Origin of the sequence: Enterobacter sp. ECC-019, assembly GCF_043974075.1 — a bacterium.
Lineage (GTDB): Bacteria > Pseudomonadota > Gammaproteobacteria > Enterobacterales > Enterobacteriaceae > Enterobacter > Enterobacter asburiae_D.
On record NZ_CP143759.1, the window covers coordinates 4,018,956 to 4,031,899 of the forward strand.

Sequence of the window (12,944 nt, forward strand, 5' to 3'; positions counted from 1 at the left end):
GGAGGGGCCGCACGTTATTTGACGGGGCGATTAGCCGCCGTAAACATTAAAATCAAAGTACTTTTTCGCCAGCTTGTCGTAAGTTCCGTCAGCGCGCATTTCAGCAAACGCTTTGTTCAGCGCCTCACGCAGTTCGTTGTCTTCTTTGCGCAGGCCCATACCGGTGCCCACACCAAACAACTTCACGTCCTTAATGGATGGGCCGCCAAACTTGTAATCTTTACCCACCGGCGTTTTCAGGAAGCCTTCGCTTGCCGCGACTTCATCCTGGAATGCCGCATCAATTCGGCCTGCCGTCAGGTCAGCGTAGATATTTTCCTGGCCCTGGTAGGAGACAATTTCAATCCCCTTCGGCGCCCAGTGTTCGTTGCCGTAGGTTTCCTGCGTGGTGCCCTGCAGCACACCGACGCGTTTGCCTTTCAGGGACTCCAGCGTTGGCTGAACGTCAGAAGATTTAGCCACTACCAGACGAGAATCGGCCGCGTAGAGTTTGTCGGTGAAGGCAATCTCCTGCTGGCGTTTTTCGGTGATGGAGAGCGAGGACATAATCACGTCGATTTTTTTCGCTTTCAGGGATGGGATCAGCGCATCCAGCGGGTTCTCAACGTAGGTACACTGTGCTTTGATGCGTTTGCACAGCTCGTTAGCCAGATCGATGTCAAAACCGACCAGTTCACCCTTTGAATTCTTCGATTCGAACGGCGCATAGGTTGGATCGGTACCAATCCGAATTTTCTGCGGAATGGCTGCGAATGCCGCGGTGGCGCTGGAAAAGGCCAGTACCAGAGATAGTGACAACACGAGTTTTTTCATATTTGTCCTCAACAAACTGTCTTCATACGGGATTTTTACGACGACGGGGTGGTGCTAATGTGCCATCAATCCCCTCTGTCAGGCAAAGACTAATGCCCTTAAGGCGGGAATTTTTGCATTATAAATGCGTAAGTATGCACAAAGCGATCCAATACGGTGCAACAAATGCACCGTATTGGGTCAACCACTCCCGTAACGCACCTTTGCGGTGCGTTAGCGCCAGGTATTATTCACCGTATACATTGAAGTCGAAGTATTTCTTCGCCAGTTTGTCGTAAGTACCGTCTTTACGCAGCTCTGCAAAAGCTTTGTCGAAGGCGGCTTTCAGCTCGGTATCATCCTTACGCAGGCCAATACCGGTGCCGTCACCAAAGTATTTTTTGTCTTTTACCGACGGGCCCGCAAACGCGTAGTCTTTACCCGCAGGCTGTTTCAGGAAGCCTTCGCTCGCGGCGACTTCATCCTGGAATGCGGCATCCAGACGGCCTGCGGCCAGGTCAGAGTAAATCAGATCCTGGTTCTGGTAAGCCACCACGTCTACACCCTTCTCACGCCAGGTCGCATTGGCATAACCTTCCTGAGTCGATCCCTGAAGCACGCCAACATGCTTGCCTTTCAGCGAGTCGATGGTTGGCTTAATCGGGGAACCTTTCGGCGCAATCAGGCGAGAATCCGCGGCGTAGAGCTTGTCAGAGAAGGCAATCTCCTGCTGGCGTTTTTCGGTGATGGAGAGAGAAGAGATAATGGCGTCGATTTTCTTGGCTTTCAGCGACGGGATTAACGCGTCAAAGTCGCTGCCCACCCATGTGCATTTCACCGCAATGCGTTTGCACATTTCATTTCCCAGATCGATATCAAACCCCACGAAATCGCCTTTCGCATCCTTGGAAGAGAATGGCGCGTAGGTTGCGTCTGTACCGATACGAACCGTCTGTGGAAGCGCTGCGTAGCTACCTGCTGCCGCACTTAACCCCACGAGCAAAGACAGAGCCAGAACCGTCTTCTTCATACATTTACCCTCAAGTACCGTGATTTTATTATGTATTGTGTTGTGTGTTGTGTTGCAGGCTTCATCTTGCAGGTCTTATGCCACATTGCCGTCTGGTCAAAACTTCGACGTTAAATATGTTAATAAAACGTTGCGATATTGCCTTAATGGTGAAAGATAGCAGGTCTGCCGAACGAACCGGAAAGAGAAAAAGGGAAAAAACGAATTAAATGTCGAGGATATGATCGCCGTTGCATAATTGCCCTGAAACAGGGCAACGTCTCTTTTCATGCACTCTGTTTGTGCACAGAATCAGGCCCCTTGCCAGCGGGTGAAGAGATCTTCAGGCAGGTCGATGTCAAACTGATCCAGCACGCGGTTAACGGTCTGATTAATCACGTCATCCAGCGAGGTCGGGCGATGATAAAACGCCGGTACCGGCGGCATGATGATGGCGCCAAGCTCAGCGGCCTGGGTCATCAAACGCAGGTGGCCAAGGTGCAGCGGCGTTTCCCGCACGCAGAGCACCAGAGGACGACGCTCCTTCAGCACCACATCCGCCGCGCGCGTTACCAGAGTGTCGGTATAGCTGTTCACAATGCCGGAGAGCGTTTTAATTGAACAGGGCAGGATAACCATGCCGGCCGTTTTAAACGAGCCTGAGGAGATGCTGGCGGCGATATCACGGGCATCGTGAACCACGTCCGCCAGTGCCTGAACATCGCGCAGGGAGAGATCGGTTTCCAGAGAGAGGGTCTGCCGTGCCGCCTGGCTCATCACCAGATGGGTCTCAACTTCCGCCACGTTACGCAGAACCTGTAACAGACGTACGCCGTAAATCGCGCCGCTGGCGCCGCTAAGCCCAACAATGAGTCGTTTCATGATTTTCGCCCTTACTGATTTCAGGGCAGACTGTGCAGGATTTTGCGGGGAGTTGCAAGTGAGGGCATTCGCCCTCACTTGCCGGAGCATCAACCTTCGTTGTGCATCTCTAAGCTTTCAAGATCGTTCTGCATCTGAACGGCTTTCGCATCGTCGTTGCGCAGAGAATCAAGATAGTCGAGGTACTGCTGGTCAACGTCTTTGGTCACGTAAATACCGTTGAACACGGAGCATTCAAACTGCTGAATTTCCGGGTTCTCGGCACGCACCGCGTCGATGAGATCGTTCAGATCCTGGAAAATCAGGCCGTCGGCACCGATGATCTGGCGAATTTCATCCACTTCACGGCCGTGAGCGATCAGCTCGTTGGCGGTTGGCATATCGATGCCGTACACGTTCGGGAAGCGAATCTCCGGCGCAGCAGAGGCCAGGTAGACTTTCTTCGCACCCGCTTCGCGCGCCATCTCAATAATCTGCTCAGAGGTGGTGCCGCGAACGATGGAGTCATCCACCAGCAGAACGTTCTTGTCGCGGAATTCCGCGCGGTTGGCGTTCAGCTTGCGGCGCACGGACTTACGGCGCAGGTGCTGGCCCGGCATGATAAAGGTGCGGCCAACGTAGCGGTTCTTCACGAAGCCCTGACGGTATGGCTTGTCCAGAATACGGGCGATCTCCAGCGCGATATCGCAGGAGGTTTCCGGGATAGGAATAACCACGTCGATGTCGAGATCGTCCCACTCGCGGGCAATCTTCTCGCCCAGCTTCGTGCCCATGTTGACGCGCGCGCTGTAGACGGAAATCTTGTCGATGAAGGAATCCGGACGGGCGAAGTAAACGTATTCAAACAGGCACGGGTTGCTGACCGGGTTATCGGCACACTGGCGGGTAAACAGCTGGCCCTTCTCGGTGATATAGACCGCTTCGCCCGGCGCAACGTCACGCAGGAACTCAAAGCCCAGGGTATCCAGCGCCACGCTCTCAGAGGCAACCATATATTCGGTACGGCCATCGCCGAGGTCGCGTTTGCCGAGCACCAGGGGACGAATGCCGTTTGGATCGCGGAAGGCCACCATGCCGTGGCCGATGATCATCGCCACGCAGGCGTACGCGCCGCGGATCTGGCGGTTTGTCGCGGCAATCGCAGCAAAGATGTTGTCTGCTTCCAGCGGGTAGTGACGGAAGTTATCCAGCTCGCTGGCGAACACATTGAGCAGGATTTCAGAATCAGAGGTGGTGTTAATGTGGCGACGTTTCTCTTCGAACAGCTTTTTACGCAGCTCATGCGCGTTGGTCAGGTTGCCGTTATGAGCAAGGGTGATGCCATACGGTGAGTTGACGTAGAAAGGCTGTGCCTCAGAGGCGCTGGAACTACCAGCAGTAGGATAACGAACGTGACCGATCCCCATATTACCTTGCAGACGCTGCATATGGCGGGCTTCAAACACATCGTTTACCAGGCCATTCGCCTTGCGTAAACGGAAGCAGTTGTTTGCATCAATGGTGATGATACCCGCAGCATCCTGCCCACGGTGCTGAAGCACCGTTAACGCGTCATAAATCGACTGGTTTACCGGCATGAAACCGGCGATACCGACAATACCGCACATTCGTCTTTTCCTCGTTAAGCCACATCTCAGGGTTTATGCCCTGGGCAAAAAACTCGACGAGCTTTGCAGATAGTCAAAGAACCATCTGATGATGAAGCTGAACTCTGGAATGAGCTGCGATTTCTGCCAGTCTTCGCTTTTGGAGAACCCGGTAAAGGTATCCAGGAAGAACAGGATCGCGGCCACAATCAGCACGCCTCGTAACGCCCCGAAACAGATCCCGAGCACCCTGTCCGTTCCTGACAGACCGGTTTTCTCGACCAGCTGACCTATCACGTAATTCACGATAGCGCCGACAATCAGCGTTGCGATAAACAGCACCGCGATAGCGATTCCATTTCGGACCAGTTCATCTTCAAAGCCCGTGAACCAGACAGACAGGTAAGTGTAGTAATGACTGGCGACAAAGAAAGCACAACCCCATGTCACCAGCGATAACGCTTCACGAACAAAGCCACGGATCAGGCTAACCAGACAGGAAAAACCAATCACCGCAATGATGGCGTAATCAATCCAGACCATATGTGTCCCACGATTTAACGCCCTGTCATCCAGTTCGGGGCGAATTCTAACAGAAAAAGAAAACGTTTGCGTAGGGATTTCCTTCCCGCGCGTAAATAAAAAAGGCGCTGAAAAAATGTTCAACGCCGTGGCTTATCGCCTCTCTCTTTAAGGAGCAGGTCGTACTTAGTTCGCGCTGTAGCCCATCACCACACCGCTCAGGCCGGAGATCTGCTTCAGCTCACCGAGCGAACCTTTAAGCTTGTCTTTGGACGCTTCAGGCCCCACGAGGATACGGGTAATTTTACCCTGCACCGGCGTGGAAGGTGAAGTGTAAACACGATATCCCGCACTGCGCAGTTTGCTCACGACCTCGTTGACCTTATCGGCGTTTTTCAGCGCACCGAGCTGAACAACGTACGCTTTTCCGGTCGGTGCCGCGTCTTGTTTTGCCGGCGGTGGGGTTTCTGACGCGGCAGCCAGCTGCTCTGCGGCTTTATCCCGCTGCGGTTTCGGCTGCGGCTTCTCAACCGGCTTCGGTTTTTCAACAGGTTTAGGCTGCTCTACCGGCACCGGATCGATATCGCTGTTGCTCGCTGCCGCCAGGCGTGACGGATCGAGCGACGGTGCGGCGGCATCGCCTGCACGCACCTCTTCCGCCGCCCCTTCCGGAGGCTGAGCAGGCAGCGCCTGCGTCGCCGCGGGCAGCATATCCGGCTCATCGCGGTCACCCGGTTTCGGCACCAGCGGAATAGCGGCAAACTCATCCTGATAATGCTTTTTCTGCCCGTCGAGCAGACCCGGGAGAATAATCACCCCGAGCGCGACCAGCACAATGGTTCCTGTTAAACGGTTCTGAAACTTACTCGCCACCGGTTCTCCCCGCGTCCATCACTTCCATGACATGTGCCACCGTGTGGAATGACCCACACACCAGCACGGTATCTTCTGGTTTAGCATCCGCCATCGCGGCATGCCAGGCCTGAGCCACGCTACTGTAGATTGCGCCTTTGCCGAGATGTTCCATCAGCTGCTCAGCCGTCGCGCCGCGCGGCCCCTCCAGAGGAGCACAATACCAGCTATCGACCACACTCTCCATGCAGGCCAGCGTCCCGCCGATATCTTTATCATGAAGCATACCGATAACCGCCAGCACGTGCCCGGTTTTTGGTAACGATTTGAGACGTCCCGCGAGATACGCCGCCGCATGCGGGTTATGCGCCACGTCCAGAATCAGGCGCGGCGACTCGCTGACAATCTGGAAACGCCCGGGCAGAATTGCGTTCTGAATGCCGTCGCGGATCGCCTGCTCGCTGACCACGAGGCCGCTGGCGCGCAGTGCCGCGAGCGCGGTTGCCGCGTTCGGCTGTGGTACCTGCGGCAGCGGCAGGTTGTCCAGCGCGCCCTGGGCATCGCTAAAGCGCCAGACGTTTTCCTGAACCTCATACTGCCAGTCAACGCCGCGGCGCAGCAGACGCGCGCCCTTCTCGTTTGCCACATCAGCAATGGTATGCGGCATATCCGGCTCGCCGACCACGGCGGGCTTATTTGCGCGGAAAATACCGGCCTTCTCGCGGCCAATGCTTTCACGATCTGGTCCCAGCCAGTCGATATGGTCCAGCGCGATGCTGGTGACTACTGCCACGTCCGCATCCACCATATTGGTCGCATCAAGACGTCCGCCGAGGCCGACCTCAAGGATCACCACATCCAGCTGCGCCTGTTTGAACAGCCACAGTGCCGACAGGGTGCCGTATTCAAAATAGGTTAATGAGATCTCACCGCGTGCGGCTTCAATTTCCGCGAACGAGGCCGTATGCGCCGATTCCGGCAGCTCGCTGTTCTGCACGCGAACGCGCTCGGTGTAGCGGACCAGGTGTGGAGAGCTGTACACGCCAACTTTGTAACCCGCGGCCATCAGGACAGATTCCAGCGTACGGCAGGTCGTACCTTTACCGTTGGTGCCCGCGACGGTGAACACGAAAGGTGCCGGTTTGAGCACATCAAGACGCGCGGCGACCTGGCTTACGCGCTCAAGCCCCATATCGATGGTTTTACTGTGCAGGTTTTCCAGATAAGAAAGCCACGCGGCCAGGGGCGACGTGGCTTGGGGAATGCTTTTATTTTCCATAATGCCCGGTTGTCATTAACAGATTAGAAAGCAAAAGGGCAGCGCCAACCGGCCCTGCCCTTTTCAGTTATCAGGCCTCGGGTTCCTGATCCGGTACCACCACGCCTTCGCGCGGTTCATCCGGGTTCGGCGCTGGCAGATTCATCAGCTTCGCCAGGACACTCGCCAGCTTCAGGCGCATTTCCGGACGGCGGACAATCATGTCGATGGCGCCTTTTTCAATGAGGAACTCACTGCGCTGGAAGCCAGGCGGCAGTTTTTCACGAACGGTCTGCTCGATAACACGAGGACCCGCAAAGCCGATCAGCGCTTTTGGCTCAGCGATGTTCAGGTCGCCCAGCATTGCGAAGCTCGCGGAGACGCCGCCCATGGTTGGGTCGGTCAGCACGGAGATGTACGGCAGACCGCGCTCCTGCATTTTCGCCAGCGCAGCAGAGGTTTTCGCCATCTGCATCAGCGACATCAGCGCTTCCTGCATACGCGCACCGCCGGAGGCAGAGAAGCAGATCAGCGGACAGTTGTCTTCCAGCGCCTGCTCTACGGCACGCACGAAGCGCGCACCGACCACGGAACCCATTGAGCCGCCCATAAAAGCGAACTCAAACGCAGCGGCAACAACCGGCATCTCATGCAGGGTGCCTTTCATGACGATCAGCGCGTCTTTCTCGCCGGTCTCTTTCTGTGCAGAGGCCAGACGATCTTTGTATTTTTTGGAATCGCGGAACTTCAGCACGTCTTTTGGCTCGAGTTCGCTACCCAGCTCTACCAGAGAGCCTTCGTCCAGCAGGCTATGCAGGCGGTTGCGCGCCGACATACGCATATGGTGGTCACACTTAGGACACACCTCAAGGTTGCGCTCCAGCTCTGCGCGGTACAGAACCTGACCGCAGCTATCACACTTCGTCCATACCCCTTCAGGAATGCTCGCTTTGCGCGTTGGGGTAATGTTGCTTTTAATTCGTTCAATCCAGCTCATTGATAACCTTTCTGCCTGAACCTGGTCGTATGCCAGTTTTGCTATAAGAGGCGAATAATGCCATTTTTGCCTCCAACAGACCATGAATGTTGCACATTAAAACATAACAGCCCGAAACTTTGGATAAAAAAGTGGTCGAACCGCCAGCGTGCATTTACTTCGCTTGTTTTGCCGCCGCACGTTTGTGACGAATGATTTCGATAACGCCCGGCAGTACGGAAAGCACAATAATCGCTACAATCAGCAACTTAAGGTTTTCCTGAACGATCGGAAGATCGCCAAACAGGTAGCCTGCATAGGTGAACAGCAGTACCCACAGCAGCGCGCCAACCACGTTGTATGCCGCAAAATGACGATAGGACATATGCCCCATTCCCGCCACAAACGGTGCAAATGTGCGTACAATAGGCACAAAGCGTGCAAGGATAATGGTTTTTCCGCCATGGCGTTCATAGAACGCATGGGTTTTATCTAAATAGCTGCGACGGAAAATTTTCGAATCAGGATTGCTGAAAAGCCGCTCACCGAACACCCGTCCAATCGTATAGTTGACCGCATCACCGACAATGGCGGCAATCACCATCAGCACAACCATAAGATGAACGTTCAGATCGTTAGTGGGTAACGCCGATAGCGCCCCGGCAACGAACAGCAGTGAATCCCCCGGCAGGAATGGGGTAACGACCAGACCGGTTTCACAAAACAGAATGAGGAACAGAATGGCGTAAACCCAGACGCCATACTGCGCGACCAGCTCCGCCAGGTGAACATCAATATGCAGAATGAAATCAATCAGAAAACGTATTACGTCCATATTGTCTAAGCCCTAATTGCACCTTTGTTTAGTCCGCTAAAAACAGCGGGCCCATTGGCGGTTTCGGCAGGTCAAACCGATCCGGATAGTCTACCGAGACCAGATACAATCCTTCCGCTTTCGCCGTGGCTGCCGCAAGCGTTCTGTCCTTCGCTGCCAGCAGGTCTGCAATCCAGCTCTCCGGCTGGTGTCCGGCACCCACTTCCATCAGGCTGCCCACAATATTCCGAACCATATGATGTACAAAGGCATTGGCTTTGATATCCACCACCACATACGCGCCAAAACGGCTGACGTTTATGTGCATGACGTTTCGCCACGGCGTGCGGGACTGACACTGCACCGCACGAAACGACGTAAAGTCATTTTCACCAATCAGACACTGCGCCGCGCGATGCATACGTTCGGCATCAAGCGGTTCATAAAAATGCGTCACGCCCTGGCTTAACACCGCCGGACGCAGGCGCTGGTTGTAGATGACATAACGGTAGCGACGCGCCGTGGCGCTAAAGCGCGCGTGAAAATCATCCGGCACAGCTTTTACCCAACGCACCGCAATGTCACCAGGCAAATTCGCATTTACACCCAGGGTCCAGGCAGCATCCTTACGCACGGCGGTGGTTTCAAAGTGAACCACCTGCCCCGTACCGTGAACACCCGCGTCCGTACGTCCTGCGCACAGGACGTTAATCGGCTCGTTTGCCACCTGAGAGAGCGCTTTTTCCAGCTTCTCCTGGACGCTGCGCACTTCATTCTGACGCTGCCAGCCATAATATTTACTGCCATCGTACTCAATGCCGAGGGCAATTCTATGGACCGGCTTTTGTTCCACGTCTGACATCAGTACAGGTACTCCTGCACCAGTTTTTCAGCGATCTTCACCGCCATCAGCGCGCCGCCAAAGCGAACGTTGTCGGCAACGGACCAGAACTGAACCTGTTCCGGCATGCCGTAATCGTTACGCACGCAGCCAACGGAAAGATGCGCGCTACCGGTGGCATCGCCAACCTGGGTCGGGAACTCGCTCTCTTCAGAGAGCACGATGTCTTCACCGCGGCCAAACGCATCGCGCGCCTCTTCTGCCGCCAGCGGACGCAGCGCTTCAAAACCGACCATCTGCGCGTGGCCGTAGAAGACCGGGGACTGCACGACGTTCGCGGAGATCATCAGGCCATCGTCCTGCAGAATTTTACGCACTTCATCGACAATACGGCGCTCTTCGCGCACGGAGCCCTCGCGGTCCGGCAGCAGCGGCAGCATGTTGAACGCCAGCTGGCGGCCAAAGAAATCATCTTCATCAATCGGGATACCGTTCAGCAGCTTAGCGCTCTGCCCGGCCAGCGCGTCAACGGCCTTTTTGCCGTTCGCGGACGCGGAGAGCAGGCTGGTGACAGTAATGCGCGACAGGCCGCCGTCGTCGATCAGCGGCTTCAGGGCGGTCAGCAGCTGGCTGGTCAGGCTGTTCGGAACCGCAATGACGTTACGGTTGCGGTAGTCAGCCAGCACAAATGGGTTCACGTCCGGCACCACCAGCGGCACATCCGGCTCCATTGAGAATAGGCCGCTCAGGTCGATCACCAGACAGCCTGCGTTGGTCGCCTCTTCAATGTATGCAGCAGTGGCTTCAGCGCCCGCGGCGAAAAATGCCAGCTGCGTCTGCGTCCAGTCGAACGCTGCCGCATCCTGGACCATCACGGATTTACCGTTAAAACGCAGATGTTCACCCGCGCTATCCGTACGCGCTAGCGCATAGATGTCGCCCACCGGGAACTGACGCTCAGCAAGAGTTTCGAGCAGGGCTTCGCCCACGGCACCCGTGGCACCTAAAATGGCAATGTTCCAGCCTTCAGACATGGTGGTTTACTCCAGAAATAAAAAAGCGTCCCTGTCGGAGTATCCGACAGGGAGCATTAAGAAGACATTAACGTGCCGGGTGATGAACGGCGTTAAATCCCAGCTTATGCAGCAGCGTCGCCGCCGCCGCGTCGTCGCAAATCACATACAGGGAAGACCACTCGCGGCGCTCGACGTAGTTCTTGCGCAGCTTATCAAACTCACCCGGGATCCCCGCCACTTTACGCAGCAGCGCATCATCGCGGCGCACATCATACACCAAATGCACCAGCCTTTTCAGCGTTGCCTGATCGAGCGGGCCGTGCAGGGTAATGCGGCCAAATTCAGGCGCGGGGAGTAAGGTATCCAGCGCCACCTGCTGCGGATGGCCGATAAAAGCGCTGTAGGCCTCGAAGACCTGCGTCGTGCCGCGCGCTTTCCCCTCGAGGGTATAACCGGCGATATGCGCCGTGCCCACGTCCACCTTGTTAAGCAGCTCAACGTTGAGATCCGGCTCCGGTTCCCAGACGTCCAGCACCACGCTGAGGTCTTGTCCTTCATTCAGACATGTCAGCAGCGCGGCGTTATCTACGACCGGACCACGGCAGGCATTTATCAGAATAGTGCCAGCCTTCAGACGACGGATCAGCGCCTCGTCAGCAAGATGCAGCGACTTATACGGCCCCTCTTTAAACAGCGGCGTGTGGAACGTCAGCACGTCACACTGTTCTACCAGCTCATCCAGCGGGTGGAAATCGCCGTCATCACCGTTATCTTTGCGCGGCGGATCGCACAGCAGCGTGCGGATCCCTAACGCTTCAAAGCGCTTTTGCAGGCGTCCGCCGACGTTACCCACGCCGACAATCCCCACGGTGCGGTCTTTCAGCGCAAAACCGTCGCGCTCAGCCAGCATCAGCAGCGAGGAGAAAACGTATTCCACGACGGCTATGGCGTTACAGCCCGGCGCGGCGGAAAAACCGATTCCAGCCTGCTTCAGCCATTTATCATCCACATGATCGGTCCCTGCCGTTGCGGTTCCGACAAACTTAATCGCTTTACCGGCGAGCAATGCCTCATTTACTTTGGTCACCGAGCGCACCATCAGCGCGTCTGCATCATCCAGTTCGTTGACCGGGATCGGGCGACCAGGGACAGCCTTAACGTTACCCAGGCGGCTAAACAGCTCACGGGCATAAGGCATATTTTCATCAACGAGGATTTTCACGTCTGAGTACCTGTTTGAGAGGAAGAAAACCTGCCAAGTGTGCCATAATCTGGCCGCCAGGCATATACGTATCCCTGGTTTACGCTGAGTTTTGACTTTAAGGATTTTTGACGATGCAGCCCATTTCAGGTACGCCGCCACGCCCTCCGGGTGAAGGCCCCGTCACGCCAAACGTTGCCGGTGAACAACCGCTATCCACGCAACAGCGCACCGTGCTGGAGCGACTGATCACGCGCCTGATTGCGCTGACTTCACAGCAAAACGCGGAAGTCTGGGCCGGGGTTAAGCATGATCTAGGCGTGAGGAATGACGCACCGCTGCAGTCGCGCCATTTCCCTGCTGCCGAGCAAAACCTGAACCAGCGTATCAATACCGCGCAGCAGAACCACACCACGCGCCAGATTGTCGCTCAGCTGACGGAGCTGCTGGGTCAGGGCAATAACCGCCAGGCGGTGAGTGATTTTATTCGCCAGCAGTATGGTCAGACCGCGCTGGGCCAGCTGACGCCCGACCAGCTCAAAACCGTGCTGACCCTGCTGCAGAACAACGAGCTGTCGATTCCGCAGCCTCAGGTGCGCCCGGCGACCGAGCGTCCGCTGCTGCCCGCCGAGCACAACACGCTCAAGCAGATGGTGACAAAACTGGCTGCAGCCACCGGCGAACCGACGAAGCTTATCTGGCAATCCATGCTGGAACTGTCCGGCGTGAAGGCGGGTGAGCTGATCCCGGCCAAACAGTTTACTCATCTGGTGACCTGGCTCCAGGCGCGCCAGACGCTCAGCACCCAGAATGCCCCTACCCTGCATACCGTCCAGGCGGCACTCAAACAGCCGCTTGAGCCGCATGAGTTCGACGTGATTCGGGATTACGCCCAGCAAAACTGGCAGGCCACGCCGCAAACGGTACTGACCACCGCGCAGGTGCAGGATCTGCTCAATCAAATCTTCGTTCGTCGCGCCGAGCGTGAAGGCGGCGTGCCGGAGGTGAGAAACATTCAGCCAATCTACAGCCCGCTGTTTGCGCCAGTCGTCGAGACGTTCAGAACGCTCTCTGCGCGTCCGGGGTTGATGTTTATTGCGCTACTGATTGCGCTGGCGATTTTCTGGCTGGTTGCCTGAGGTTTTGCCCGGTGGCGCGACGCTTACCGGGTCTACAACGGCTCGAACCGTAGGCC

At 56.1% G+C, this 12,944-nt stretch carries 13 protein-coding genes; 1 reads left to right on the forward strand and 12 read right to left on the reverse strand.

The window, feature by feature from the left end; genetic code table 11:
• Positions 1-30: 30 nt before the first annotated feature.
• The 12 genes from hisJ to pdxB form a co-directional block, all read right to left on the reverse strand.
• Entirely contained in the window at positions 31-813 is a 783-nt protein-coding gene (gene hisJ, locus V1566_RS19000; protein ID WP_024908950.1) for a histidine ABC transporter substrate-binding protein HisJ, read from the reverse strand.
• A gap of 226 nt (positions 814-1,039) precedes the next feature.
• Entirely contained in the window at positions 1,040-1,822 is a 783-nt protein-coding gene (gene argT / locus V1566_RS19005) for a lysine/arginine/ornithine ABC transporter substrate-binding protein ArgT (RefSeq protein WP_023312560.1), read from the reverse strand.
• A 291-nt stretch (positions 1,823-2,113) separates the two neighbouring features.
• Positions 2,114-2,683 carry a UbiX family flavin prenyltransferase gene (locus tag V1566_RS19010; RefSeq protein ID WP_029740194.1) on the reverse strand — a complete coding sequence of 190 codons (570 nt, stop codon included), beginning with the start codon at positions 2,681-2,683 and terminating at the stop codon, positions 2,114-2,116.
• A gap of 89 nt (positions 2,684-2,772) precedes the next feature.
• Positions 2,773-4,290 (reverse strand): amidophosphoribosyltransferase, encoded by a 1,518-nt coding sequence (gene purF, locus V1566_RS19015; protein WP_024908947.1) that lies wholly within the window; start codon positions 4,288-4,290, stop codon positions 2,773-2,775.
• Positions 4,291-4,323: 33 nt separating this feature from the next.
• Entirely contained in the window at positions 4,324-4,812 is a 489-nt protein-coding gene (gene cvpA / locus V1566_RS19020) for a colicin V production protein (RefSeq protein ID WP_000262116.1), read from the reverse strand.
• Between the two features lie 165 nt (positions 4,813-4,977).
• Complete coding sequence (gene dedD, locus V1566_RS19025) at positions 4,978-5,664, reverse strand: cell division protein DedD (protein WP_063145402.1); 687 nt, start codon at positions 5,662-5,664, stop codon at positions 4,978-4,980.
• Entirely contained in the window at positions 5,654-6,922 is a 1,269-nt protein-coding gene (gene folC / locus V1566_RS19030) for a bifunctional tetrahydrofolate synthase/dihydrofolate synthase (protein ID WP_395304327.1), read from the reverse strand. Before folC ends, dedD begins: the two co-directional genes overlap by 11 nt.
• Before the next feature lie 70 nt (positions 6,923-6,992).
• Entirely contained in the window at positions 6,993-7,898 is a 906-nt protein-coding gene (accD, locus tag V1566_RS19035; protein ID WP_063145400.1) for an acetyl-CoA carboxylase, carboxyltransferase subunit beta, read from the reverse strand.
• A 154-nt stretch (positions 7,899-8,052) separates the two neighbouring features.
• Complete coding sequence (locus V1566_RS19040; protein WP_029740198.1) at positions 8,053-8,712, reverse strand: DedA family protein; 660 nt, start codon at positions 8,710-8,712, stop codon at positions 8,053-8,055.
• Between the two features lie 28 nt (positions 8,713-8,740).
• Entirely contained in the window at positions 8,741-9,553 is an 813-nt protein-coding gene (truA, locus tag V1566_RS19045) for a tRNA pseudouridine(38-40) synthase TruA (protein WP_023312566.1), read from the reverse strand.
• On the reverse strand, positions 9,553-10,566 hold the full coding sequence (locus tag V1566_RS19050) for an aspartate-semialdehyde dehydrogenase (RefSeq protein ID WP_395304328.1): 1,014 nt from the start codon (positions 10,564-10,566) through the stop codon (positions 9,553-9,555). The genes truA and V1566_RS19050 overlap by 1 nt, the downstream gene beginning before the upstream one ends.
• A gap of 67 nt (positions 10,567-10,633) precedes the next feature.
• Positions 10,634-11,770, reverse strand: a complete 1,137-nt coding sequence (gene pdxB, locus V1566_RS19055) for a 4-phosphoerythronate dehydrogenase PdxB (protein ID WP_395304329.1) — start codon at positions 11,768-11,770, stop codon at positions 10,634-10,636.
• A gap of 113 nt (positions 11,771-11,883) precedes the next feature.
• Between pdxB and flk the strand changes: the two genes are divergently transcribed.
• Positions 11,884-12,888, forward strand: coding sequence for a flagella biosynthesis regulator Flk (flk, locus tag V1566_RS19060; RefSeq protein ID WP_335245281.1), 1,005 nt, complete (start codon positions 11,884-11,886; stop codon positions 12,886-12,888).
• The last annotated feature ends 56 nt before the right edge of the window (positions 12,889-12,944 follow it).